Origin of the sequence: Microbispora sp. H10670 (genome assembly GCF_014161385.1) — a bacterium.
Classification (GTDB): Bacteria; Actinomycetota; Actinomycetes; order Streptosporangiales; family Streptosporangiaceae; genus Microbispora; species Microbispora triticiradicis.
The window spans coordinates 74,226-97,682 of sequence record NZ_JABBWW010000012.1 but is presented as its reverse complement, the minus strand read 5'-3'; the positions used below and the strand labels follow the sequence as shown (position 1 = coordinate 97,682).

At 71.2% G+C, this 23,457-nt stretch carries 23 protein-coding genes and 1 riboswitch; of the genes, 10 read left to right on the top strand and 13 right to left on the bottom strand.

Going from position 1 to position 23,457, the window contains the following annotated elements; translation table 11 throughout:
- Positions 1-86 precede the first annotated feature (86 nt).
- Complete coding sequence (rpe, locus tag HHX33_RS18695; protein ID WP_111700279.1) at positions 87-758, top strand: ribulose-phosphate 3-epimerase; 672 nt, start codon at positions 87-89, stop codon at positions 756-758.
- A gap of 98 nt (positions 759-856) precedes the next feature.
- Here rpe and HHX33_RS18690 read toward each other — a convergent pair whose 3' ends face one another.
- From HHX33_RS18690 to HHX33_RS18670, 5 genes are all read right to left on the bottom strand, one after another.
- A complete protein-coding gene (locus tag HHX33_RS18690) occupies positions 857-1,888 on the bottom strand; it encodes an ABC transporter ATP-binding protein (RefSeq protein ID WP_182875736.1) in 1,032 nt (343 codons plus the stop codon).
- Positions 1,885-2,985 (bottom strand): ABC transporter ATP-binding protein, encoded by a 1,101-nt coding sequence (locus HHX33_RS18685; protein WP_310737891.1) that lies wholly within the window; start codon positions 2,983-2,985, stop codon positions 1,885-1,887. Before HHX33_RS18685 ends, HHX33_RS18690 begins: the two co-directional genes overlap by 4 nt.
- 45 nt (positions 2,986-3,030) lie before the next feature.
- Positions 3,031-4,011, bottom strand: coding sequence for an ABC transporter permease (locus tag HHX33_RS18680; RefSeq protein ID WP_111700282.1), 981 nt, complete (start codon positions 4,009-4,011; stop codon positions 3,031-3,033).
- An 84-nt stretch (positions 4,012-4,095) separates the two neighbouring features.
- Positions 4,096-5,889 carry an ABC transporter substrate-binding protein gene (locus HHX33_RS18675; RefSeq protein ID WP_182875735.1) on the bottom strand — a complete coding sequence of 598 codons (1,794 nt, stop codon included), beginning with the start codon at positions 5,887-5,889 and terminating at the stop codon, positions 4,096-4,098.
- 33 nt (positions 5,890-5,922) lie between these two features.
- Positions 5,923-6,942, bottom strand: a complete 1,020-nt coding sequence (locus HHX33_RS18670) for an ABC transporter permease (protein WP_150933053.1) — start codon at positions 6,940-6,942, stop codon at positions 5,923-5,925.
- A 350-nt stretch (positions 6,943-7,292) separates the two neighbouring features.
- Positions 7,293-7,443: riboswitch (FMN riboswitch) on the top strand.
- Between the two features lie 132 nt (positions 7,444-7,575).
- On the opposite strand from HHX33_RS18670, the gene ribD reads away from it, so the two are divergent.
- The 8 genes from ribD to HHX33_RS18630 all read left to right on the top strand — a co-directional run bounded on the left by ribD (position 7,576) and on the right by HHX33_RS18630 (position 14,309).
- Entirely contained in the window at positions 7,576-8,760 is a 1,185-nt protein-coding gene (gene ribD / locus HHX33_RS18665; RefSeq protein ID WP_310741435.1) for a bifunctional diaminohydroxyphosphoribosylaminopyrimidine deaminase/5-amino-6-(5-phosphoribosylamino)uracil reductase RibD, read from the top strand.
- A 1-nt stretch (position 8,761) separates the two neighbouring features.
- Complete coding sequence (locus HHX33_RS18660) at positions 8,762-9,370, top strand: riboflavin synthase (protein ID WP_182875734.1); 609 nt, start codon at positions 8,762-8,764, stop codon at positions 9,368-9,370.
- Entirely contained in the window at positions 9,367-9,999 is a 633-nt protein-coding gene (locus tag HHX33_RS18655; RefSeq protein WP_182875733.1) for a nicotinamide mononucleotide transporter family protein, read from the top strand. Before HHX33_RS18660 ends, HHX33_RS18655 begins: the two co-directional genes overlap by 4 nt.
- Positions 9,996-11,255 carry a bifunctional 3,4-dihydroxy-2-butanone-4-phosphate synthase/GTP cyclohydrolase II gene (locus HHX33_RS18650; protein WP_182875732.1) on the top strand — a complete coding sequence of 420 codons (1,260 nt, stop codon included), beginning with the start codon at positions 9,996-9,998 and terminating at the stop codon, positions 11,253-11,255. The genes HHX33_RS18655 and HHX33_RS18650 overlap by 4 nt, the downstream gene beginning before the upstream one ends.
- A 76-nt stretch (positions 11,256-11,331) precedes the next feature.
- A complete protein-coding gene (gene ribH / locus HHX33_RS18645) occupies positions 11,332-11,802 on the top strand; it encodes a 6,7-dimethyl-8-ribityllumazine synthase (protein ID WP_182875731.1) in 471 nt (156 codons plus the stop codon).
- A 108-nt stretch (positions 11,803-11,910) separates the two neighbouring features.
- Positions 11,911-12,360, top strand: a complete 450-nt coding sequence (locus HHX33_RS18640; protein ID WP_138462811.1) for a PH domain-containing protein — start codon at positions 11,911-11,913, stop codon at positions 12,358-12,360.
- 89 nt (positions 12,361-12,449) lie between these two features.
- On the top strand, positions 12,450-13,736 hold the full coding sequence (locus HHX33_RS18635) for a hypothetical protein (RefSeq protein ID WP_182875730.1): 1,287 nt from the start codon (positions 12,450-12,452) through the stop codon (positions 13,734-13,736).
- A 72-nt stretch (positions 13,737-13,808) separates the two neighbouring features.
- Positions 13,809-14,309: a hypothetical protein gene (locus HHX33_RS18630; protein WP_182875729.1), complete on the top strand. Its 501-nt coding sequence runs from the start codon at positions 13,809-13,811 to the stop codon at positions 14,307-14,309.
- Positions 14,310-14,429: 120 nt separating this feature from the next.
- On the opposite strand, the gene HHX33_RS37285 is transcribed toward HHX33_RS18630, so the two are convergent.
- The 6 genes from HHX33_RS37285 to HHX33_RS18600 form a co-directional block, all read right to left on the bottom strand.
- On the bottom strand, positions 14,430-15,197 hold the full coding sequence (locus HHX33_RS37285) for a collagen-like protein (RefSeq protein ID WP_220501945.1): 768 nt from the start codon (positions 15,195-15,197) through the stop codon (positions 14,430-14,432).
- Positions 15,198-15,328: 131 nt separating this feature from the next.
- Positions 15,329-16,462, bottom strand: coding sequence for an LLM class flavin-dependent oxidoreductase (locus tag HHX33_RS18620; protein ID WP_182875727.1), 1,134 nt, complete (start codon positions 16,460-16,462; stop codon positions 15,329-15,331).
- The gene (locus HHX33_RS18615) at positions 16,459-17,454 is read right to left on the bottom strand and encodes an ABC transporter substrate-binding protein (RefSeq protein WP_182875726.1); all 996 of its coding nucleotides are present in this window, start codon (positions 17,452-17,454) and stop codon (positions 16,459-16,461) included. Before HHX33_RS18615 ends, HHX33_RS18620 begins: the two co-directional genes overlap by 4 nt.
- Positions 17,451-18,224 (bottom strand): ABC transporter ATP-binding protein, encoded by a 774-nt coding sequence (locus HHX33_RS18610; protein ID WP_182875725.1) that lies wholly within the window; start codon positions 18,222-18,224, stop codon positions 17,451-17,453. Before HHX33_RS18610 ends, HHX33_RS18615 begins: the two co-directional genes overlap by 4 nt.
- Positions 18,197-19,048, bottom strand: coding sequence for an ABC transporter permease (locus tag HHX33_RS18605; RefSeq protein WP_138462807.1), 852 nt, complete (start codon positions 19,046-19,048; stop codon positions 18,197-18,199). Before HHX33_RS18605 ends, HHX33_RS18610 begins: the two co-directional genes overlap by 28 nt.
- Before the next feature lie 133 nt (positions 19,049-19,181).
- Positions 19,182-19,772 carry a hypothetical protein gene (locus HHX33_RS18600; RefSeq protein WP_182875724.1) on the bottom strand — a complete coding sequence of 197 codons (591 nt, stop codon included), beginning with the start codon at positions 19,770-19,772 and terminating at the stop codon, positions 19,182-19,184.
- 382 nt (positions 19,773-20,154) lie between these two features.
- Here HHX33_RS18600 and HHX33_RS18595 point away from each other — a divergent pair, with 382 nt between their 5' ends.
- Positions 20,155-20,394, top strand: a complete 240-nt coding sequence (locus HHX33_RS18595; RefSeq protein ID WP_182875723.1) for a hypothetical protein — start codon at positions 20,155-20,157, stop codon at positions 20,392-20,394.
- A gap of 189 nt (positions 20,395-20,583) precedes the next feature.
- Here the strand turns inward: HHX33_RS18595 and HHX33_RS18590 are convergent, their stop codons facing one another.
- Both HHX33_RS18590 and HHX33_RS37280 read right to left on the bottom strand, forming a co-directional pair.
- On the bottom strand, positions 20,584-20,865 hold the full coding sequence (locus HHX33_RS18590; protein ID WP_182875722.1) for a PLDc N-terminal domain-containing protein: 282 nt from the start codon (positions 20,863-20,865) through the stop codon (positions 20,584-20,586).
- 67 nt (positions 20,866-20,932) lie between these two features.
- Positions 20,933-23,443, bottom strand: a complete 2,511-nt coding sequence (locus HHX33_RS37280; RefSeq protein ID WP_182875721.1) for a TSUP family transporter — start codon at positions 23,441-23,443, stop codon at positions 20,933-20,935.
- Between the last annotated feature and the right edge of the window lie 14 nt (positions 23,444-23,457).

The window sequence follows — 23,457 nt, the reverse complement described above, 5'->3', positions numbered from 1 at the left end:
ACCGGACCCGGGACGGCACGAGGCGGCAGGGCGGTACGGGGCGGGGGCGGGGACCTGGCGCCAGGGCTGAATAGACTGCAGGGACTATGGCCGTTCAGATCTCGCCCAGCATCCTGTCCGCCGACTTCGCCCGCCTCGCCGACGAGGCCGCGCGGGTCGAGAACGTCGCCGACTGGCTCCACGTCGACGTGATGGACTACCGGTTCGTGCCCAACCTCACGCTCGGCCTGCCGGTCGTCGAGTCCCTGCTCAAGACGACCTCGACGCCGGTCGACTGCCACCTCATGATCGAGGAGCCGGACCGGTGGGCGCCCGACTACGCCGAGGCGGGCGCGGGCAGCGTCACGATCCACGCCGAGGCCGCCAAGGCGGCCGTGCGCACGCTGCGGGCGATCCGCGCGGCCGGGGCGAGGGCCGGTCTCGCGCTGAACCCGGCGACCGCCGTGGAGGGGTACGAGGACCTGCTGCCCGAGATCGACATGCTGCTCGTCATGACCGTCGAGCCGGGCTTCGGCGGGCAGCGCTTCCTCGACATCGTGCTGCCGAAGGTGTCGCGGGCCCGCACCCTGATCGACAAGTACGGCGGCGAGGTGTGGCTCCAGGTCGACGGCGGCGTGTCCACGGAGACCATCGAGCGCTGCGCAGAGGCCGGGGCCGACGTCTTCGTGGCCGGCAACGCCGTCTACGGCGCCGACGACCCCGCCCGCGCCGTCACGGAGCTCAGGAACCTCGCCGAGCGGGCGACCCCGCCCTCCTGACCGGCCCATCCGAACGGGCTTCTCGGCCGGGCTTGCCTGGCCTGGCCGCGCCCGGTCACGCCGCGGACCCGCGCGGCCGTCCCCCGGACGGGCCGGGGTCAGGCCAGGGCGGGGTCGAGGACCACGTCCTCGCCCTGGGTGGTGGGCGCCTCGGGGAAGTGGCAGGCGGTCAGGTGGCCCTCGCGGTTGCCGCTGAGCCGGACCAGGGGCGGCACCTCCTCGGCGCACTTGTCCTGGGCCTTCCAGCAGCGCGTGCGGAACCGGCAGCCGGACGGCGGGTTGATCGGCGAGGGCACGTCGCCCGCCAGGCGGATGCGCTCACGCGGCTCGCTCGACATGTCGGGCTCCGGCACCGCCGACAGCAGGGCGTGCGTGTACGGATGCCGGGGCCGCTCGTAGATCGAGGCACGGTCGCCGATCTCGACGATCTTCCCGAGGTACATGACCGCGACGCGCTGGGAGAAGTGCCGTACGATCGCGAGGTCGTGCGCGATGAACAGGAACGCGATGCCGAGGTCGCGCTGCAGTTCCTGCAGCAGGTTGACCACCTGCGCCTGGATGGAGACGTCCAGTGCCGACACCGGCTCGTCGGCGATGATCAGCTTGGGGTCGAGCGCCAGGGCGCGGGCGATCCCGATGCGCTGCCGCTGGCCGCCGGAGAACTCGTGCGGGAAGCGGTTGTAGTGCTCGGGGTTGAGGCCGACGATCTCCAGCAGTTCCTGGACGCGCCGCCTGCGCCCGCCGGGCGGGTCGATGTCGTTGACCTCCATCGGCCCGCGGATGATCGTGCCGACGGTCTGGCGCGGGTTGAGCGAGCTGTAGGGGTCCTGGAAGATCATCTGGATCTCGGGCCTGATCGGCTTGAGCTCCCGGCGCGAGCTGTGGGCGATGTTCCGCCCGCGATAGAGGATCTCGCCCGAGGTGGGTTCGAGCAGGCGGGCCGCCAGGCGGCCGGTGGTGGACTTGCCGCAGCCCGACTCGCCCACCAGGCCGACGGTCTCGCCCTCGCCGACGGCGAGGGCGATGCCGTCCACCGCGTGGACCGCCCCGACCTGGCGCTTGATCAGCGTGCCACCCCGTACGGGGAAGTGCTTGACCAGCCCCTTGAGCTCCAGCAGCGTCTCGTTCATGCGCCGTCCTCGGTCCGAGCGTCGATCTGTGCCTCGGTCTGGTCCGAGGCCTGGGTGGTGCGAAGTTCCCTCTTCTGTTCGAGGGTGAGGTAACAGGCGTCCCCGTGACCCGTCTCGGGGGAGACGTCCGGCCGCTGCCGGAAGCACAGTTCGGGCCCGGCGAGCCGCGGATAGTCGCAGCGCGGGTGGAACGGGCAGCCGGAGGGCGGGTTGAGCAGGCTCGGGGGAGTGCCGCGCACCGGCTTCAGCGGGACGTCCACGCTGGAGTTCAGCCGCGGCATCGACGACAGCAGGCCCCACGTGTAGGGGTGGCGCGGCTCGCGCAGCACCTCGCGGACGGTGCCGCGCTCGGCCGCCCGCCCGGCGTACATGACCAGGACGTCGTCGGCGGTGTTGGCCACGACGCCGAGGTCGTGCGTGATCAGGATGATCGAGGTGCCGAACTGCTGCTGCAGGTCCTTGAGCAGGTCGAGGATCTGCGCCTGGACGGTCACGTCCAGCGCGGTGGTCGGCTCGTCGGCGATCAGCAGGTCGGGGTCGCAGACCAGCGCCATGGCGATCATCGCGCGCTGCCGCATGCCGCCGGAGAACTCGTGGGGGTAGTGGTCCACCCGCACCTCCGGCTGCGGGATGCCCACCCGCCGGAGCATCTCGACGGCCCGGTCCCGGGCCTCCTTCTTGCTCGCGCCCCGGTGCTTGCGGTAGACCTCGCCGATCTGCCGGCCGATCGTGTGGAACGGCGACAGGGCGGTCAGCGGGTCCTGGAAGATCATCGCGACCCGGTCGCCGCGGAGCTTCTCCATCGTGGCGCGGTCGGCGGTGATGAGCTCCCGGTCCTCCAGCCAGATCTCGCCGCCGATCCGCGTGTGCGCGGGGTCGTGCAGGCCCAGGATGGCGAGGTTGGTGACGGACTTGCCCGACCCCGACTCGCCGACGATGCCGAGCGTGGTGCCCTTCTCCAGATCGAAGGACAGGCCGTCGACGGCGTGGACGACGCCGTCCTCGGTGCTGAACTCGACGCTCAGGTCACGGACGGACAGGAACGGCCCGGGGCCGCGAGAGGTCCCCGGCTCGCCGCTCCACGACACGGTGGTCACTTGCTGCTCCAGTTCCAGGTTTCGGGCGTTCGGCTCGGGCGCGGCTCAGGTCAGGCGGACCCGCGGGTCGATGAACGCGTAGAGCACGTCCACGACGATGTTGAGGATGACGATCATCGCGGCGCCCACGATGGTCACGCCGAGCAGCATCGGGAGGTCGTTGTTCTGCACGGCCCGCACGGCGAGCTCGCCGATGCCGTGGAGGGTGAACGTCTGCTCGGTGATGATGGCGCCGCCCAGCAGGGTGGCGAGGTCGACGCCGAAGATCGTGACGATGGGGATCATCGCGCCGCGCCAGGCGAACCGGAAGAACACCGCGCGGTTCGACATGCCCTTGGCCCGCGCCGTGCGGACGTAGTCCTCCGCGAGCTGCTCCACCATCTGGGAGCGGGTCATCCTGGTGTAGTTGGCGGTGAAGATGATCGACAGCACCACCCACGGGAGGAGCAGGTGGGTGAACCAGCCCACCGGGTCCTCGGTGACCGGCACGTAGGACGGGCGCGGGATCAGCTGCATGGTGTCGACGAGGTAGAAGGCCAGCAGCGGGCCGACGAAGTAGATCTGCAGCGAGGCCCCGATGACGGAGGAGGCGCTGGCGATCTTGTCGAGCGGCTGCCCGACCTTCCAGGCCGCGATCATGCCGGTGATGATGCCGAACGCGAGGATGACGATCGACGCCCCGAACGTCAGGGACAGCGTCACCGGGAAGCGGTCCACGATGGCGCCGAACACCGGCTCCTGGGTGGCGAAGGAGTAGCCCAGGCAGGGGGCGGGGCAGTCGCCGAACTGCACGAGCTCCCGGCCGGCGAAGATGCCCACGAGCCAGTGCCAGTACTGCACGAACAGCGGCTCGTCCATGCCCAGGTTGTGCCGGACCAGCTGGAGCGTCTCCGGCGGGCAGATCTTGCCGCAGAACGCCCGGGCGGGGTCGCGGGGGACGGCGTAGAAGAGGTAGAACGTGACCGCGCTGATGATCAGCAGGATCATGAGGGCGCCGAGGATCCGGCGTACCAGGAAGCTGGTCATGGTCTCGTACGTGCTCCAGCGGTCGGAACGGGCGGGGGCCCGCCGCCCCGCCCGCGGGGGCGGAGGCGGCGGACCCGGGTGGTGCTACTTCACGTAGACGTTCAGCGCGGACTGCTCGCCCTGGATCGGGTCGAACCGCACCCCGCCGAGGCCCGAGCCGTACAGGCCGAAGTAGGTCTGGTAGAACTCGGGGATGATCGCGGCCTGGTCCATGATCTGCCGGTCGATCGCGGCCCACGCCTTGCCGGCCTCGGCCGGGTCGGTGGCCGCGTTGGCCTTGTCGATGGCCGAGTTGATCTCCGGCACGTTCAGGTGGCTGTAGTTCGGCGCGTTGTCGGAGATCTGGCGGCCGTCGAACTGCGGCTGGATCGCGGTGGAGCCGGTCGGCCAGTCGGCCGCCCAGCCGCCCCAGTAGACGTCGTACTTGTTGTCCACCGGGCCGATGGCGTCGTAGTAGGTGCCCGCGTTCAGCGGCTTGCCCACGACCTTGATCCCGGCCTTGCCCAGCGCCTCCTTGATGGCGATGGTGACCTTCTCCTGTGTCGGCGTCTGGTTGTAGGCGTAGACGATGGTCGGGGTGGCGTTCCCGGCCTTCGCCAGCAGCGCCTTCGCGGCCTCGGGGTCGCCCTCGGGCTTGCTCGACTTCTCGTACAGGTCGAACGCCTCGTAGCCCAGCACGGTCGGGCTCATCACGGTGGTGGCGATCTTCCCGGCCGAGATCTCACCGCCCTGGAGCTGCTGGATCTGCTTGGACGGCCAGGCCAACTGGATCGCCTTGCGGACGTTGACGTCCGTGACCCGCTTGGTGTTGATGTTGTAGAAGGTCGTGAACGGCGTCAGGCCCTGCAGCGACCGCTTCATCAGGTCGGGGTTGCCGAGCACCTCCTGGACCCGCTCGGGGGCGACCGGGTTGTGGAAGGTGAACGCCTGCTTGTCGTTGCCCGCGTCGGCCATGAAGCGCTCGGTGGACTGCTGGCTCTGCAGGCCGAACTCCATGTGGAACTTGTCCGGGTACGCGTGCCGGATCGGGTCGGTGTTCTTGTCCCAGTGCTCGTTGCGCTCCAGGTCGAGCGACTTGTCCGTCACGTGACTGACGATCTTGTACGGACCGGACGACCAGGGCTGCTTGTCGTACTTCTGCTTGGTGTCGTGCGCCTTCGGCACGGCGCCGTAGCCGGTCATGGCGACGGTGAAGTTGAAGTCCGGGTGCGCCGCGTTCAGGTGGAAGACCACCGTCTTGTCGTCCGGCGTCTCGATCGTGTCGAGTTCCTTGCCGTCGTACGGGCCCTTGTACTGGTCGCGGAACGGCTTGTTCGCGTCGGGGACCAGCCACGACTCGGCGTAGTCGGGGCCCTCGGTGATGAAGTCGGCGAACAGGCGCTCGAAGCTGTACTTGACGTCAGCGGAGGTGATCGGCGCGCCGTCCTGCCACTTCAGGCCGTCCTTGAGGGTGAACTTCCAGGTCTTGCCGCCGTCGGTGGTCGTGCCCGTGTCGGTCGCGAGGTCGCCGACGAGCTTGATGTTGCCGGCGTCGTCCTGCTTGTAGTTGGTCAGCGTCCGGGTGAACAGGGCCGAGACCGAGGAGTTGTAGTTGAGGTAGACGCGGCCGGGGTCGAGGTGGCTGAAGTCGTCACGGTCGATCATGTAGACCGTGCCGCCCGGCTTGGCGCCCGGGACCTCGGGGGCCGGTCCCGTGGAGTCGTCGGCGGTGCCGACCGATATCGCGCTGACGGCCTTGTTCTCCAGCGGCTTCTGGGAGCTGCCCGCGGCGCCCTCGGGGGCCCCGCCGCCACCGCCCTTGGCGCAGCCGGCCAGCGCCATCGCGCCCGCCGCGAGCACGGCCGTCATGGAGACGAATCGCCTGCTGTGCGATCTCATGTGGTCCTTCCTATGGAGGTGCGCGCTCATGGGTCAGCGCTTGGTGCGTGGGTCGAAGGCGTCGCGGATGGAGTCTCCGAGCAGGTTGAAGGCCACAACGAAGATGAGCATCGAGACGCCGGGGAACAGCAGGTAGGTGACGTCGGAGTGGTAGACGTTCACGCCCACCTGGAACATGCGGCCCCAGTCGGGGGTGGGCTCGGTCATGCCCACGCCGAGGAAGCCGAGTCCCGCCTCCGCGCCGACGTAGAGCGGGAGCGCGAGCGTGGCCTGGATGATGATCGGCGTCCAGAGGTTGGGCAGCAGTTCCTTGAAGATGACCCGGGCCGGCGACGCGCCGGTGACGCGGGCGGCCTCCACGAACTCGCGCGCCCGCAGCGACAGCACCTGGGCGCGCAGCAGGCGGGCGATCGTGGCCCAGCCGAGGACGGTGAGGACGACGCAGATCGACACGTACCGCAGCCACACCGGCGTCTCCTCCTCGGGCAGCACGAGAGCCGCCTCGACGACCGGGAGGAAGACGATCAGGAAGAGCTGCGAGGGGAACGCGAGCAGCGTGTCGATGACCCGCCCGATCACATAGTCGGTGCGGCCGCCGATGTAACCCGACGTGATGCCCATCACGACCCCGATGATCGTGGTGAGCACGGTCACGATGACGGCGATGCTCAGCGAGGTGCGGATGCCGTACACCAGTTGGGTGAAGACGTCCCGGCCCAGGCCGGGCTCCAGGCCGAACCAGAAGTCCCCGCTCATGCCGCCGTTCGGCGCGACGGGATAGCCGAACTGGTTGAGCAGGCCGGGCTGGTTCTGCCCGTACGTGGTGTACGGGTCCTTGCCGTACAACCCGGCGATCACGGGAGCCAGGAGCGCGATCAGGAAGAAGGCGAGCACGACGATCGCCGAGGCGACGCCTGTCCTGTCGCGCCGGAAGCGGCGCCACATGAGCCGTCCGGGCGAGCGGCCGACGACGGCGGAACCGGACGCGGCCGGGTCCGCGGTGTCCGCGGGTTCCGCGGCGGCGTCGGTCGCGGTCGAAGGGGGGAACGTCATGGTTCGGTGCTCCCGGGTGGACCATTAACGATCGGAAGAGATCCGACTATAGGGAACCCTGGCAACTGATTTGGCAGGGGTCAATCACTTCGCGCGGACAGTTCGACGCGTTCTTGCTTCGTTGTGCAATGTAAATCACCTTGTGTCCTGCGGCCGCGTTGACCTTGGTGGACGCATCGCGGGACACTGCATATTACATGAATGTACTTATGTCACAACTTTGTGACATAACCCACACATACCCGAGAAGAAGCGCACGGATAAGGATCCTTGTTCGATCACCACTCCGATCGCCGCAATCCCGCGCTATGGCCGTCGAGCCGGGCATGGCTACACTGGTGGTAGCAGAGCAGCGTGCTCCGGGGTCGGTGTAATTCCGAACCGGCGGTGACATCCCTGCCCCCAGGGGTGAAGTCCGCGACCCGGCCGAAGCCATCGGCCGGTGGACCTGGTGAGACTCCAGGACCGACGGTGAAAGTCCGGATGGGAGGAAGCGCGCGAACGGGCGGTCGTATGCCGCCGGGCGGTCCCACAGGGCCGTTCCGGCAGCGGGCCGCCCGAGCAGTGGTGCGTGGCCGCATCCCGATCGTTCCCCGGGGCCCGCCGTTACGGCAACGGCGAGAGGAAGACCGGGTGACCTCGCGGGACATCCTTCACATGCGGCGCGCGATCGCGCTCGCCGCCCGGGGACTGGGCGGCACCAGCCCCAATCCCGTCGTCGGCTGCGTCGTCCTCGACGCGTCGGGCGAGGTCGCCGGGGAGGGCTTCCACGCCTACGCCGGCGGTCCGCACGCCGAGGTCGTGGCGCTGCGCGAGGCGGGCGGACGGGCCCGGGGCGGCACGGCCTACGTGACGCTGGAGCCGTGCGCCCACACCGGCAGGACCGGGCCCTGCGCCGCCGCCCTCCTGGAGGCCGGCGTGGCGCGGGTCGTCGTCGCCGTCCCCGACCCCAACCCCGTGGCCTCGGGCGGCGCTGAGGTGCTGCGGCGGCACGGCGTGCTGGTGGACGAGGGCGTGCTGACGGCGGAGGCCGAGGAGGGCAACGCCGCCTGGCTGACCTTCGTACGGGCCCGCAGGCCCTACGTGACCTGGAAGTTCGCCGCGACGATCGACGGCCGCTCGGCGGCCTCCGACGGCACCAGCCAGTGGATCACCTCGCCCGAGGCGCGGGCCGACGTGCACCGCCTGCGGGCCGAGAGCGACGCCGTCCTCGCCGGAATCGGCACCGTGCTGGCCGACGACCCCCGGCTGACCGTCCGGCCGTCCGTCGATTCGATCGCGCCGCCGGCGGCCCTCCCCGCCTCGCCACGCGCCACGCCCGTGCTGCGCGTCGTCGCCGACCCCGGCGCCCGCACCCCCGCGGGCGCCCGCGTGCTGGACGGCGAGGCCCCGACGCTGGTCGCGGTGGCCGAGGACGCCGCCGTCCCCGCCCACCTGACCCACGTCGTACGAATCCCCCGTGCCAAGGGGGGAATAGACCTCCACGCTCTCCTGGCTGAGTTGCACGGGAGGCAGATCGTGAGCGTGCTGGTCGAGGGAGGTCCCACGCTCGCGGGCGCGTTCCTGCGGGAGGGACTCGTCGACCGGGTCGTCGGCTACCTCGCCCCGGCGCTGCTGGGCGCGGGCGCGGCGGCGCTCGGCCCGGCGGGCGTCTCGACGATCACGGAGATCCACCGGCTGGAGTTCGCCTCGGTGACCCCCCTCGGGCCGGACCTCAAGGTGGTCCTGCGGCCCAAGATCCCCGCTCGTCAGTCCTTCCCGCACACCGATCCCCTGGGTGCGGATCCCCAGGTCGTACAGTCCCCTAAGGAGAGCTGAGATGTTCACCGGAATCGTCGAGGAGCTCGGCGAGGTCGTGGCTCTGGAGTCCCTGGGCGACTCCGCGCGCCTCACGGTGCGCGGCCCGGTCGTCACCGGCGACGCCCGGCACGGCGACTCGATCGCCGTCGACGGCGTGTGCCTCACCGTGGCCGGCGCGGAGGGCGACTCCTTCGCCGCCGACGTGATGAAGGAGACCCTCGCCAGGTCCGCGCTCGGCGCCCTGCGCCCCGGCTCGCGGGTCAACCTGGAGCGCGCCGTACGGGCCGACCAGCGGCTCGGCGGGCACATCGTGCAGGGCCACGTGGACGGGACCGGGGAGGTGCTGTCGCGCGAGCCCGGGGAGCACTGGGAGGTCGTGCGGATCTCGCTGCCCGCCGGTCTCGCCCGCTACGTCGTGGAGAAGGGGTCGATCGCCGTGGACGGGGTCAGCCTGACCGTGGCTGAGGTCAGCGACGACTCCTTCGCGGTCAGCCTGATCCCCACCACCCTGGAGCTCACCACGCTCGGCCGCAAGCAGCCGGGCGAGCCGGTCAACCTGGAGGTGGACGTCATCGCCAAGTACGTCGAGAAGCTGACCGCCGCGACCGCCAAGGAGGTCGCGGCGTGAGCTGGACCGAGGCGGGATTCGACGTGTACGGCCAGCACGTCCTGTGGACCGACCTGGTGGGCAACGTGTGCGCGCTGGGCACGGTCTGGCTCGCGATCAGGAAGACGATCTGGACCTGGCCGGTGCAGCTGCTCGGGTCGGTCCTGCTGTTCGTGGCGTCGGTCGGCGCGCACATCACGGGCAACGCGCTCAAGCAGGCGCTGTTCGGCGTGCTCGCGGTCTACGGCTGGGTGAAGTGGTCGCGCGGCACCCGCGGCGGCGCGGAGCTGCCCATCCGGTCGGCGCGGCCGGGAGAGCGGGCGGCGCTCGTGGGCCTGCTGGTCGCCGGGACGGTGGCGGTCGCGCTCACCTTCACCTTCCTCAACTCCCGGGGCTGGAACATCTCCTGGAGCCCCTGGCCCGACGCGTACATCTTCGTGGGCAGCGCGGCGGCGACGTGGGCGCAGGGCAGGGCCCTGGTCGACTTCTGGATCATCTGGGTGGCCGTCGACCTCGTGGGGGTGCCGCTGGCGTTCAGCTCCGGGCTGGTCGTCTCCGGGGTGGTCTACGGGCTGTTCTTCGTGATGGTGATGATCGGTTTCCGTGACTGGCTGCGCCAGTCGCGCACGTTGCGGGCGGTGATCGCGTGAGTGACATCAGGCTGGACCCGATCGAGCGGGCCGTCGCCGACATCCGGGACGGCCGTCCCGTGGTCGTGGTCGACGACGAGAACCGCGAGAACGAGGGCGACCTCATCTTCGCCGCGTCCAAGGCGACGCCCGAGCTGGTCGCCTTCACGATCCGCCACACCAGCGGCGTGATCTGCGTGGGCATGGAGGGCGCCACGCTCGACCGGCTCGGCCTGCCGCTGATGGTGCAGGACAACCGCGAGCGCCTGCGCACGGCGTACACGATCAGCGTGGACGCCAGGGACGGCGTGACGACCGGCATCTCCGCCGCCGACCGGGCCAGGACCATCAAGACCCTGTGCGACTCGGCGACCGAGCCGTACGAGCTGGTGCGGCCGGGGCACATCTTCCCGCTGCGCTACCGCGAGGGCGGCGTGCTGGCGCGTCCCGGCCACACCGAGGCGTCGGTGGACCTCGCCCGGCTGGCCGGGCTGTCCCCGGCCGGCGCGCTCGCCGAGATCGTCAACGACGACGGCACGATGGCGCGCCTGCCGAGGCTGCGCGAGTTCGCCGACGAGCACGACCTCGCGCTCGTGTCGATCGAGCAGCTCGTCGAGCACCGCCGCCGGTCGGAGCCGATGGTCACCCGGGTCGCCGAGACCGGCATCCCGAACCGGTACGGCATGTGGCGCGCGTACGGCTACGCCAGCGCGCTCGACGGCGGCGAGCATCTGGCGCTGGTGTACGGCGACCTCGGCGACGGTGAGAACGTGCTCGTCCGGGCGCACTCCGAGTGCCTCACCGGGGACGTGCTCGGCTCCCTGCGCTGCGACTGCGGGGTGCAGCTCGACACCGCGATGCGCATGATCGCCGAGTGCGGCCGCGGCGTGATCGTGTACCTGCGCGGCCACGAGGGGCGGGGCATCGGGCTGCTGGCCAAGCTGCGGGCCTACGGCCTGCAGGACAACGGCAGCGACACCGTCGACGCCAACCTCGAACTGGGGCTGCCGGTGGACGCCAGGGAGTTCTCCAACGCGGGGCAGATGCTGGCCGACCTCGGCGTGAAGTCGGTGCGGCTGCTGACCAACAACCCCGCCAAGACGCGGGGCATGGACGGGTACGGCGTCAAGGTCCTCGGCCGCGAACCCATGCCGGTGGCGATGAACCCCTACAACGAGCGGTACCTGACGGCCAAGCGCGACCGGCTCGGCCACGAGATCTCCGGCGGCATACCCCGCGACATCCACGGCGAGCACTTCGGCAGGGAGGCCTCATGAGTGAGCGAAGCGAGCGAATAAGCAGGCACAGCGCGGTCCGCGCATGCGGCTCCGAGCCGTCAGGCGAGGAGGGCGCATGAGCGGTGCGGGACGGCCGGACGCGGCGGCGGTGGACGCGGGTGGGCTCACCGTCGGCATCGTCGCGGCCCGGTGGCACGAGAAGATCACCGACCGGCTCCTGGCCCGGGCGGTGCGGGCGGCCGAGGACAGCGGCGCGGCCGTGGTCACGGTCCGGGTGGCCGGGTCGCTGGAGATCCCGGTGGTCGCCCAGGCACTGGCGCGGCGCTGCGACGCCGTCGTCGCGCTCGGCGCGGTGATCAGGGGCGACACGGCCCACTTCGACTACGTCTGCGACTCGGTCACCGCGGGGCTGACCAGGGTCAGCCTCGACGAGTCCACCCCCGTGGGCAACGGGGTGCTGACCTGTGACACCCTTGATCAAGCGGTCGAGCGGTCCGGCGTGCCGGGCAGCAAGGAGGACAAGGGGTACGAGGCGACGATCGCCGCCCTGGAGACCGCGGTCCTCCTGCGCGGCCTCGCCGGCTGACACCCGCGCGATCCTCGCATCCGCAGCGCCGAGCCGGGAAGATGTCACTGGTGATCACGTTCCGTCCGTCCGCCGGGCACGCCGTACGCAGTCCCGAGGGGGATCGTCATGCCTGAGGGCGTGCCGTCGTTGCCGGTCACCTGGCGGCCCCGGAGCACGACGATCATCGCGTACGGCCTGGCGGGGGTGATGGTGGGCGGCGCGATCGTGCTGGCGGTCGGCCTGCCGGAGCAGTTCAAGCTGCCCGACCGGCTGGGCATGGTCGGCTTCGGGCTGCTCGTGGCGTTCGTGCTGCACCTGCTCGGCCGCCTGCGGGTGCGGGCGGACGAGCGGGGGATCACGGTGGTGAACCCGCTGCGGGTCCACCGTTTCGAGTGGGCGGAGGTGCTCGACGTCACGATGGTGGAGGGCGACCCCTGGCCCAAGCTCGACCTCGCGAACGGGCTCAGCCTGGGCGCGATGGGCATCCAGAGCACCGAGCGGGAGCGCTCGCGCCGGGCGGTCGCCCAGCTCACCGCCCTCATCCGGGAACGCGGCGAGGCCCCCGACCACCTCTAGCTCCTTAGAGGTCACCGAAATCAGGAAATATCAGTAGCCCTGAAATAATCGACATGGCTCGAATAGCGCCTGCCTCCTAGACTCTGGACGTGGCCGCCAGGCGGGAGTCGCAATTGGGCAATAAGCCCGATTCGAGCGACGTTGGGAGATCTGACCTTCCGTGGGGTAAAACGCTGCAGGCGCGGCGGCTGGCCGCCGAACTCACCACGAAAGAGCTGGCCAAGCGGGCGGGGTGCGATCCGGCGTTCGTCGTCTGGCTGGAAATGCTCCCGGTCCGGCCGGCGAGCGGTCTGGCGGACCGGGTGGAGGCGCTGCTGGATCTGCATCTCGACCCACCGCCCGAGAGCCCGCCCGGATCCGGCCCCGAGGGGCTGATCAGCAGGAGGGCCTTCACCGGTTCGCTGAGCGCGATGATCTACTACGCGGCGAGCCGCGGGGACATCGCCGGCGCGGTCCTGCGGCCGCGGCTCGGCCGGGAGATGATCGACGATCTGGACGCGGCCCGGCTCGCCCTGGTGGCGCGCGAGCGCGCCTTCGGCCCGGCCGAGCTGATCGCCTCCGCCGCGGGGTACCTGTCGCTGATACGGCGCCTGCTGCGGGAGGGAGCGCGCGGCTCCATGAGCCGTGATCTGCTCAGGACCGGCGCCCAGTGGGCCGACTTCGCCGGTTGGCTCCATCAGAGCGCCGGCGCTCCGGCCGTCGCCGCGTCCTACGAGGACCTGGCCGTCACCTGGGCACGGGTCGGCGGCAACGCCCAGCTGGAGGCCTACTTCCTCGGCCGGCGTTCCCAGATCGCCGTCGACGCGGACGACCGGCCCTTCGCTCTGTCGCTGGCGCGGACGACGATCGAGGACGGGCTCCCGCCGACGATGAAGGCGTTCCTGCTGCAGCAGCGGGCCCACGCCTACAGCGGCATGGGAGTGCGGAAGATCGGCCTGCGGCTGCTCGACGAGGCCGACGAACTGGTCGACGGCCCGCGTGCCCAGGATCACCCGGGCGAGAGGAATCTGATCAAGGCGGATTACGTCACGCACGCCTATCTCGCCCTGCAACGCGGAAAGGTCCTGACCGACACCGGGCGTCCCCGAGCCGCCATCGAGGTGCTGGAGGCGGGCATGCGGAAGTGGCCGCGCGATTTCTACCACGAGGGAAGCCTGGTCTCCGCCCGCCTGGCGGTCGCCCATGCCGCTGCCGGCGACATGGAGGAATCCGCCCGCGCGGCTCTGCGGGCCGTTCGCATCGCGAAGGAGACCGGAGCGGGCCGGGCGATGGGGGAGATGGCCCCGATCATTCCGGTTCTCCGCGATCATCGCCGGAAATCTCGAACAATCGACGAATTCTTCCGGAATCTGAACAACGTTCCTCCTAACATCTGACGAGGCGAGGCGGCCGCCGGAACAGCCGTACGACTCCTCGCACGAATCAGACGTCTGAATAACGGGTGGCCGATGTCGGAATTCTGGTTGGGGCTGCTCGGCGCGGTCATCGGCGGGGTGTTCAGCACGGCCGGTTCGCTGGTGCAGGCACGTGCCACCTACGGCGCGGTCATGCGGCAGGTCGTCGCCCAGCACGAGTTCGATCGCCGGCTCAGGAGGGAGGACGAGATCCGGAGCGCGGCGACCGCCGTCCTGCTCGCGTTGTCGAGCATGTCCGCGCGGGCCTTCTCGCTGGCCGAGCAGCGGGCGTCGGCGCACGAGCACACCGCCGGGGCGGCCGGCGATCTCCTGTCCGGCCTCACGACCGGTGCGAGGGAGGCCCGTTCGCTGGTGCTCGTGTACGAGGACCTGCTCGACGACGAATCGGTCGAGCGGGTGCTGGAGGCGTGCGCCCTCGCCGCCGACCTGCCGTTCCAGCCCGACTCGCACCTCGGCACGGCGCTGGAGCGGATCGACCTGGCGATGCGCACGCTCAAGGCCGTGAAGCGCGGGGAGGCCGTTCCGCCGGTCTAGTGCCGTGCGCGGAAACGATCACCGAGCCACGCCGGCCCGGAGATTCCCGCATACCCGGGACGCGCCGTCGAGGCCCTGGCCGCCCCCGGCGGCCAGGGCCGGACGTTCCCGGATCTCCGGCTAGAAGTTGACGACCGAAGGCACGCCGGTCGCCATCAGCCTGCTCTCGGAGTAGGCCCTGGTGCTCAGCTCCGAAGAGAGCCGGCACGTGAGGACCACAGGGCCGGGCGTGTCCAGCTTGGCGGTGACGAAGAAGGCGAGCAGGATGCCCCCGTCCGACTTACTGGAGCCGGACTGCCGCGGAATGGCGGAGGTGACGCCCGTGGGTGTGCTGACCTCGCACGTGAGGGTCTGGGACCCGGGTGTGGGGTAGACGATCTCGGTCTTTACAGCGGCCTGGATCACGTAGTTTCCCGCGGGCACCTCGGGGATCCGCGCCACCTCGACCTGCGTTCCGTCCGCGTACGTCACGTTCTTCTGGGCGTTGTAGGTCTGCCCGTACGCGGCGCCCGGCTCGCCCCTGTCCCCCTTCGGGCCCTGTGGTCCGGTCACGCCCTGAGGCCCCTGGGGTCCGGTGTCCCCCTTGGGGCCCTGAGGTCCGGGCAGGCCCTGCGGGCCCTCGGGGCCGGCGACGTTCCAGGTGACCGTCCGCTCGCCGTTGCGGCATATCGACGTGGGCGTGGTGGCGGTGGGAGTGGGCGCGGCGAGCCCCGCTGCCCCGGCCCGGGCCGACTCCAGTTCCCCAACCATTCGCATCACGCCGTCGGCTCCCACGCAGGCCACGATCGACGAGGTCGTCGCCGTCGTGGCCACGGCGATCCCGCCGCCGCCCACGAGAAGCCCCGCCGCCGCCCCGGCCGCCAGCCAGGCACCACGACCAGCTCGCATGTTCCTCACCCTTTCCTCGTTCCACCCGTTGATCATCACGAGGAAACTAGGCGGACGCGCCGGAGCGGCGCGTCACCACAGCGGGCGACGCGCCATCCGCCGTCCGGGTGAGGACGGTGCCCCGGCGGGCCTCAGGCGGTCAGCCGTACGGGCGCGGGGGTGTCGTGCAGGCCGCGGCGGCGCAGTTCGGGCAGCACGCCCTCCCCGAACCAGTAGGCCTCCTCCAGGTGCGGGTAGCCGGACAGGACGAACTCCTCCACGCCGAGGGAGGCGTACTCCTCGACGAGGTCGGCGACCTCCGTGTGGCTGCCGACGAGAGCCGTGCCGGCGCCGCCGCGCACCAGGCCGACGCCCGCCCACAGGCCGGGGTGGATCTCCAGGTCCCTGACCCTGCCGCCGCGGAAGCCCTCGTGGAGCGCGAGCATCCGCTGCTGCCCGACCGACTCGCTGCGGCCGAGGACGGCGCGCGCCGCGTCGATGTCCTCGGGGGAGATCTGGTCGAGCAGCCGCTTCGCCTCCGCCCACGCCTCCTTGGACGTGTCCCTCGCGATCACGTGCAGACGGATGCCGAAGCGCAGCGTACGGCCCTCGGCGGCGGCCAGTTCGCGCATCCGGTCGAGTTTGGCCGCGACCTGCGACGGCGGCTCGCCCCAGGTGAGGTAGACGTCCACGTGCCGGGCCGCGACCGGGCCGGCGGCGGCCGACGAGCCGCCGAAGTACAGCTCGGGCACGGGGTCGGGGCGCTCGGCGACCGTCGCGCCCTCGACGTCGTAGTAGTGGCCGGTGAAGTCGAACGGCCCGTCCCAGGCGCCGCGGACGATCGTCAGGAACTCCGCGGTCCGGGCGTACCGCTCGTCCTTGGCCAGATGGTCGCCGAAGCGCCGCTGCTCGGCGGTCTCACCTCCGGTGACCACGTTGAGCAGCAGCCGCCCGCCGGAGATCCGCTGGTAGGTGGCGGCCATCTGGGCCGCCAGGGTGGGCGACAGCGCACCGGGCCGGAACGCGACCAGGAACTTCAGCCGCGTCGTGACCTGGGTCAGCGCGGCGGTGACCAGCCACGCGTCCTCGCAGTAGGTCCCCGTCGGGGTGAGCACGGCCTCGAACCCCGCCTGCTCGGCCGCGCGGGCCACCTGGGCGAGATAGTCGATCGAGGGCGGGCGGCGGACGGCCGCCGCGGACAGGCCGTGACTGCGCGTCAGGCCGTGCCCGCCGCCGACGATCGCCCGGCCGTCGCCGGATGTGGGCAGGAACCAGTGGAATCTCATCGCGCGGCCTTTCCGACGACGTCGTTGAATCGGTCGTCAACGAACTGGGAGAACGTGACCGTGCCGGGGATCAGGCCCTCGGCGCCGAAGGCGTCGGCGATCTCCTGCTCCGAGGAGACGACCGAGTCGTCGATCTCGACCGGGGTGGCCACGGCGTTGGCGACGGCGGCGTTCGCCACCTCGGCGGGCAGGCCGGTCTCCCGCGCCCAGACCTTCGCCCACTCGTCCAGGTGGGCGGCGGCCCAGACCCGGGCCTTGGCCAGGCGGGAGAGGAAGTCGGCGATCGCGGCCCGCTTGCCCGTGTCCTCGATCGCGGCCGGGGCGGCGACCTGGAAGCCCAGGCCGTTCACGATGCCCGCGCCGTCGACCAGCAGCCGCGCCCCGTGCTGGATCCTCGCCTGGGAGGAGAAGGGGTCCCAGATGGCCCAGGCGTCGACCGTGCCGGAGGAGAACGCCGCCAGGGCGTCGGCCGGCTGGAGATACTGCGGCTGGATGTCCTTGAAGGACAGCCCGGCCTTCTTCAGCACGGCGAGCAGGTGGTAGTGGGCCGAGCTGCCCTTGGCCACCGCGATCTTCCTGCCCTTGAGCTGCGCCGTCGAGGTGATGGCGGACCCGCCGGGGACGAGGATCGCCGACCCCTTGGCGCTCTGCCGGTAGGCCGAGACGACCTTGATCTTCGATCCGGAGGCGGCGGCGAAGACGGGCGGGGTGTTGCCCACGCCGCCGATGTCGACCGCGCCGGCGTTCACGGCCTCCAGCAGCGGCGGGCCGGAGGTGAACTGCGACCACGCGATCGTGTAGGAGGTGCCGCCGAGCAGCCCGGCGGCCTTGAGGATGGCCTCGGAGCCGGCCTTCTGGTCGCCGACCCGCAGCGTGACGCGTCCCTGGGCCTCGCCCGGCTTTCCGGCGGCGGCGTCCTGCCCGGCCGGGGCGCAGGCCGCCGTGCCGGCCGTCAGGGCGATCAGCAGTACGGCGAGGAGTCTCCTGGTCATTCCGTTCCTTCCGGGGGCACGCCCAGGGCCGCCAGCAGGGCCGCGCGCAGGGCGAGGAGGTCGTGGTGGTCGCGGTGCCGGGGGCGCGGCGCGGTGACGGTCCAGGAGTGGGCGACCCGCCCGCCGTCGAGCACCAGGACCCGGTCGGCGAGCGCCAGGGCCTCGTCCACGTCGTGGGTCACCAGCAGCACGGCCGGGCCGTGCGCCGCCCACAGGTCGAGCACGAGGCGGTGCACGGTGATCCGGGTCAGCGCGTCGAGAGCGCTGAACGGCTCGTCGAGCAGCAGCAGGCGGGGCTCGCGGACGAGGGCCCGGGCGAGGCTCGCCCGCTGCGCCTCGCCGCCGGAGAGCGTCAGCGGCCACGCCCCGGCACGCTCGGTCAGGCCGACCTCCGCGAGCGCGGCGTCCGCCCTGGCGGCGGGGCCGGGCGCGTCCAGGCCGAGCGTGAGGTTGTCGCGCACCCGCTTCCACGGCACCAGCCGGGGCTCCTGGAAGGCCACGGCCACCGAGCCGTCGACCTCGATGTCACCCTCGGCCTCGTCGTCCAGCCCGGCGAGCGCGCGCAGCAGGGTGGACTTGCCCGAGCCGCTGCGGCCGAGCAGCGCCACGAACTCGCCGGGCGCGATCGTCAGGTCGAGGCCGTCCAGCACCGCGCGGTCGCCGAAGCGCCGGGTGAGGCGCCGTACCGAGGCCGCCGGTGCCTCGCCGGGACGGCCCGCACCGCCGGCGGGGGCCGCGTCACTCAGCGGGACAGGAACTCGCGCCGCCATCCGAGCGCCCTCCTTTCGAGGAGCCGGACCAGGGCGTCGGTGAGCAGCCCGAGCGCGCTGTAGACCAGCAGGCCGACCACGATCACGTCGGTGCGGAGGAACTCCCGCGCGTCGTTGATCATGTAGCCGAGCCCGGCGTCCGCGTTGATCTGCTCGGCCACGATCAGCGCCAGCCAGGCCACGCCGAGGCTCTGGCGCAGCCCGACGAGGGTCTGGGGCAGCGCGCCGGGGAGCACGATGTGCCGCACCAGCGCGGCCCTGCCGAGCCGGAGCGTACGGGCGAGTTCGGCGAGCTTGCCGTCCACGCCCCTGATGCCGGAGAACGTGTTGAGGTAGAGGGGGAAGGAGACGGCGAGCGCGACCAGCAGCACCTTGGGCGTCTCACCGATGCCGAACCAGAGGATGAACAGCGGGATCAGCCCGAAGAACGGCAGCGCCCGGAGCATCTGCATGATCGGGTCGACCGCGTTCTCTCCGGCCCGGCTCAGCCCGGCCACCAGCGCCAGGACGATGCCGGCCGCCGCTCCCGCCGCGAAGCCGAGCAGGACGCGTTCGAGCGACACCGCGATCGCCGTGGGCAGCGTGCCGGACCGCACCAGGTCGAGCGCGGTCGCCGCGATCTGCGACGGCGCGGCGAGTAATCGGGCGGGCAGCAGCCCGCTGCCGCTCGCGGCCTGCCACACCAGCACGACGGCCACGGGGCTTACCCACCGGTACGACCGCCTCCCGGCGGACCGGACCGCGGCGCCTACGGCGGCGGCGCGGACGGCAGGGGCGCCGCCGGCGTGTGGGGCGGTGCCGGTTTCGATTCCGGCGACGGACATGGACACACCTCGCAGGGACGACGGAAGATTCCCCACAAGAGTTGTCCATATTTCCTACCAAGTCAATAGGTTATGTCTCTCCGCCGACGGCCGACGGCCGACGGCCGGCGGCCGGCGGGACCCGGGCACCCGGTCACGAGGCTCCGGGGACGGTGACCTTCCGCTCCTTGAACGGGAAACCGGTCCTCGCGGCGTCGCTCTGCAGGCCGCTCAGCGAGGCCTGGCCGGCGTTCAGGTCGGCCTCCGTCGCGGTGCCGCTCTTGAGTCTGTCGGTGAGGGCCCTGACCTTGGTGCCGACGCCCTCGACGGCCTTGCAGAGCGTCGGGTTGGCCACGGCGAACCCCTTGGCGACCTTCAGTTCGTGCAGGGCGAACAGTCCCGCCACCGCCGCCTTCGCGAACGTCCGCTTGCGCTTCTCCGCTCCCTGCTCGAAGCCGCCGCTGCGCAGCGGTTTGTAGATGTAGCGGTGGAAGGCGCCGAGGGCGAGGCCCGCGTGCAGCGCGAAGCGCGTCTTGGCGAACCGCCTGGCGTTGCCGCCCGACGGGCACGGCGAGTTGTACTCGCTCTCCGTCGCGGTCGGCGTGGCGGCCGCCGCCGGTCCGGCGACGGCCGCCTCTTCGGACACCGCCCTGGTGGTCGTGCCTCCGCAGCCGGTGAGCAGCGCCAGCGTCAGTGTGACCGCGGCGGTGAGCGCGGCAAGGGATCGGGCATGTCGTGCGGCCATCGTTTCCCCCTGGTGACCCTGTGGTTCCGCGGCTGTGTTCCCGCGGGCACGTTCTGGACGAGGTTGCCGCCCAGATGCCGACTATTCAGGCTTTTGCCGTATCCGGAGAATTCCATCGCGATGGTCGTCCACGCATTTGGCGGTCGCCGTTCCGGGAGAACGTAGATCCCGTGCCGGGAGAATACCGGAAAACGCCCATCGGGGATTAATCCAAACGGACTCCGGCCGCTCCACGTCGATTGGGAGATAGGGAATCGTAATTGATTCACCCCGGATCATGTCGCGTGTCGGCCGATGGTCTGGACGCATTCCGGAACCGGTCCGGACTATGGAAGAGGAACACCCGAACCCACGTGTGACGTGATCGGAGAGGAGAACGGCCATGCGAGGAAGGCGACTCGGCATGACCATCGGCTCGGCGCTGCTCACGACGGTCGCGCTCTGGCCGGCGGCGGGATCCCCGGTGCGGGCGTCCACGATCTCCGGCGGCGTCGCCGTCTCGCAGGCGGCTCCCGGCGCGTCCGTCGCGAAACCGAAGCCGCCCAAGTGCTCTTATCGCTGCACGAACCATCGCAAGTACAAGTGCTGTCCGAAATGCAAGCGCGTGAAGGGCAAGTGCTAGCCGCCGACCGGCCCGGAACGCGGAGACGGCCGGAGGCGTAGAGGGCGGCCTTTCGGCAGAGCCGCTCCGGGTCTTCTCGCGGTCGCCCCACGCGGATGTGACCGGCACGACATCAGCCGGTCACATCCGCCCGCCCGCGACGCCGGAAGCGGAACGCGCGGAATCCCCCCGGCTCCGCACCGCCACGGGTTACGTCCTCCTCGGCCTGCGGGCCAGAGCGAGGTACGCGATGGGCCCGAAGGGCTGGACGGCCAGGGCGAGCCACCAGAGGGCCTTGCGACCGCGCAACCGAGTCCGCGGGCGGCGGAACAGGTCGACGGCGGCGGTCGCGGTCAGCGAGAGTTCCACCGACGCGAGCGTCAGGAGCACCGCCCGCCGCCTCGGGGTGAGATCGGCCCACTGCCTCGACCGTCCCGGACGGCGGCTCCTGCGCCGCTCGCCCGCGGGCTTCCGCGCGAATCTCTCCTTCATCTTTCCTCCCTAAACAGAGAGGTGACTGTTCCGGCGACCGTGGCGAACGTCCCCGGCCGGCACGGGATCAGCGGAGGTCACCTGAGGATCGGGAACCGGCGGAGGAGGGGGTGAAGGCGCTCAGCCAGGCGCCGTATCCGCCGATGAGGTCGCTCGCCTGGGCGCGTCCGCTGTGCTCCAGCAGGCTGACCGCGATGGCGGAACGGGCGCCGCCGGCGCAGTAGACGACGACGGGACGGTCGTCCGGAACCTCGGCCAGCCGGGCCGGGAGCTGGGCGAGCGGGATGTTGACCGCTCCCTCGACGCCGCCGTCCGCGAGCTCGCTCGCGTTGCGGACGTCGAGCAGGAACGGAGGCCGCTCGGCTCGGAGCGCCTCGCACAGCTCGGTAGCGGTCAGGCGGGTGGAGTGGGCGATCTCGTCGGACCCGGCGAGGAAGGCGGCCTCCGGTTCGCGCAGGTAGCCGGTCACCGTGTCGAAGCCGATGCGGGCCAGCCGGGTGACGACCTCCACCTCGCGGTCCTGCGGGGCGACGACGACGATCTCGCTGCCCGGTTCGATGACCGTGCCGGCCCGTTCGGCGAACCGGCCGTCCGCCGGGACGCTGAGCGAGCCGCGCAGGTGGGCCAGGGCGAACTCCTGCGCGTCGCGGGCGTCGAGCACCACCGCGCCGGCGGCTCGCCGGGCGAGGAACTCCTCGGCCGTCAGCGGCCGGGCGTGCGCGGCGACGTCCAGCAGGTCGTGGTTCTTGCGGTTGAGCACGGCGTCGAAGATGAAGTAGCCGGGCGCGGGCGGCTGTCCCTCGGTGACGATGGACAGGAACTCCTGCTCGCTCATCGGCCGGCAGGCGTAGTTGGTCACCCGCTGCATGCCGATCGTCGAGGTCCGCTCGGTGGACAGGTTCTTGCCGCAGGCCGAGCCGGCGCCGTGGGCGGGGAAGATCCGCACCTCGTCGGGCAGGCCCATCAGCTTGTGCTGGACGCTGTCGTAGAGCATGCGCCCGAGCTGGTCGGAGGTCATGCCGAGCGAGGCGAGCAGGTCGGGTCGTCCCACGTCGCCGATGAACAGCGCGTCTCCGGTCAGCACGCCGTACGGGACCGAGTCGGCGGCGTGTTCGAGGACCAGGACGCTGATCGACTCCGGCGTGTGCCCGGGCGTCTCCAGGATCTCCAGCACGACGTCGCCGAGTTCGATCCGTTCGCCGTCGGACAGCCTGCGGATCGCGTACTCGGCCTCGGCGGCGCGACCGTAGCCGATCCAGGCGCCGGTGCGCGCGGCCAGCTCCAGGTGGCCGGCGAGGAAGTCGGCGTGGAAGTGAGTGTTGATCACTCCTTCGATTCGCAGCCCATGCGCCTCGGCGTCGGTGAGGTATTCGGACACGTCGCGCCGTGGGTCCACCACCACCGCCCGGCCCGTCGACGTGTCTCCGATCAGGTACGAGGCCTGAGACAGGCAGTCCAGGTAGTACTGCGTGAAGAACATCGGTTTCCTCCTATTCGCTTGATACCCCAGGGGTACCGATCGGTCATGGTCGGGTGAGGTGCCGCGGCCCCGCGAAGGGGCGGTGGCGACCCGTGCGGGCAGCTCGGCGGCGGTGGGCCGGCCGGTGGTGAGCGCGCGCCCCAGCACCTCCACCGTGTGCGCGTTTCCTCCTGCGTGTCCCACCTCGCCTTTCTCCGCTCGCGCCGTCGGGTGCGGCTGAGTCCCCCGGTGCGCGGGGCCCAGGTGGTCACGGTGGCGTCCCTTGCGCAGGAGTGGACGGACGATCCCTGCTGCCGCGACGGAGGCGCCGGTCAGTAGTGCGGCGACGCCCCACGCGGCGTGGAACAGAGTGGACGGGGCCTGCTGGATGAGCACGAAGCCGCCCATCACGAGCACGAACCAGCCGAACCCCTTGCGCAGGCGGTCGGCCTGGATGCGCCCGGCGAGCCACCCCCCGGCCAGACCGCCGACGACCGCCGCCGCGGTGACGGGCAGGGCGATCGACCAGTCGACCGGGACGGTCTGCAGGTAGCCGGCCAGCCCGGCGAAGGACTTCATCGCGATCACCACCAGGGAGGTGGCGACGGCCGTGGCCATTGGCATGCCGTCGAGCAACACCAGCGCGGGGACGACGAGGAACCCACCGCCGGCTCCGACCACTCCGGTGACCAGGCCGACGACGACGCCCTCGGCGACGACGTGCAGGATCGGCAGATCCTTGCGGGCCGGCGCGGGCCCGGCCGGCCTGCGTCCCCGGATCATGGCGGCGGCGGTGGCCATCATCATCAGCGCGAACCCCGCCAGCAGTGCCGTCGCGGGCAGGTGCGGCCCGAGGAGGCCGCCACCGTACGCACCGGCCATTCCGGCGAGGCCGAAAACCAGCCCGGTCCTCCACCGGATGCGGCAGGCGCGGGCGTGACCGACGGCGCTGACCACGCTGGTCGCCCCGACGACGAACAGGGACATGGCGATCGCCGCCTTGGCCGGGACGCCGGCGACGTAGACGAGCAGGGGGACGGTCAGGATCGAGCCACCGCCGCCGAACAGGCCCAGGGTCAGACCGACGACGACGGCGCCGACGAGGGTGAGAGCGGTCATGGTGTTTCCCTGAT

Bases quoted from the DNA above. Each gene is read 5' to 3' on its own strand.
- rpe (WP_111700279.1), top strand. From the start codon at position 87: ATGGCCGTTCAGATCTCGCCCAGCATCCTGTCCGCCGACTTCGCCCGC.
- HHX33_RS18690 (WP_182875736.1), bottom strand. From the start codon at position 1,888: ATGAACGAGACGCTGCTGGAGCTCAAGGGGCTGGTCAAGCACTTCCCC.
- HHX33_RS18680 (WP_111700282.1), bottom strand. From the start codon at position 4,011: ATGACCAGCTTCCTGGTACGCCGGATCCTCGGCGCCCTCATGATCCTG.
- HHX33_RS18675 (WP_182875735.1), bottom strand. From the start codon at position 5,889: ATGAGATCGCACAGCAGGCGATTCGTCTCCATGACGGCCGTGCTCGCG.
- HHX33_RS18670 (WP_150933053.1), bottom strand. From the start codon at position 6,942: ATGACGTTCCCCCCTTCGACCGCGACCGACGCCGCCGCGGAACCCGCG.
- HHX33_RS18660 (WP_182875734.1), top strand. From the start codon at position 8,762: ATGTTCACCGGAATCGTCGAGGAGCTCGGCGAGGTCGTGGCTCTGGAG.
- ribH (WP_182875731.1), top strand. From the start codon at position 11,332: ATGAGCGGTGCGGGACGGCCGGACGCGGCGGCGGTGGACGCGGGTGGG.
- HHX33_RS18640 (WP_138462811.1), top strand. From the start codon at position 11,911: ATGCCTGAGGGCGTGCCGTCGTTGCCGGTCACCTGGCGGCCCCGGAGC.
- HHX33_RS18630 (WP_182875729.1), top strand. From the start codon at position 13,809: ATGTCGGAATTCTGGTTGGGGCTGCTCGGCGCGGTCATCGGCGGGGTG.
- HHX33_RS37285 (WP_220501945.1), bottom strand. From the start codon at position 15,197: ATGCGAGCTGGTCGTGGTGCCTGGCTGGCGGCCGGGGCGGCGGCGGGG.
- HHX33_RS18620 (WP_182875727.1), bottom strand. From the start codon at position 16,462: ATGAGATTCCACTGGTTCCTGCCCACATCCGGCGACGGCCGGGCGATC.
- HHX33_RS18615 (WP_182875726.1), bottom strand. From the start codon at position 17,454: ATGACCAGGAGACTCCTCGCCGTACTGCTGATCGCCCTGACGGCCGGC.
- HHX33_RS18610 (WP_182875725.1), bottom strand. From the start codon at position 18,224: ATGGCGGCGCGAGTTCCTGTCCCGCTGAGTGACGCGGCCCCCGCCGGC.
- HHX33_RS18605 (WP_138462807.1), bottom strand. From the start codon at position 19,048: ATGTCCGTCGCCGGAATCGAAACCGGCACCGCCCCACACGCCGGCGGC.
- HHX33_RS18600 (WP_182875724.1), bottom strand. From the start codon at position 19,772: ATGGCCGCACGACATGCCCGATCCCTTGCCGCGCTCACCGCCGCGGTC.
- HHX33_RS18595 (WP_182875723.1), top strand. From the start codon at position 20,155: ATGCGAGGAAGGCGACTCGGCATGACCATCGGCTCGGCGCTGCTCACG.
- HHX33_RS18590 (WP_182875722.1), bottom strand. From the start codon at position 20,865: ATGAAGGAGAGATTCGCGCGGAAGCCCGCGGGCGAGCGGCGCAGGAGC.
- HHX33_RS37280 (WP_182875721.1), bottom strand. From the start codon at position 23,443: ATGACCGCTCTCACCCTCGTCGGCGCCGTCGTCGTCGGTCTGACCCTG.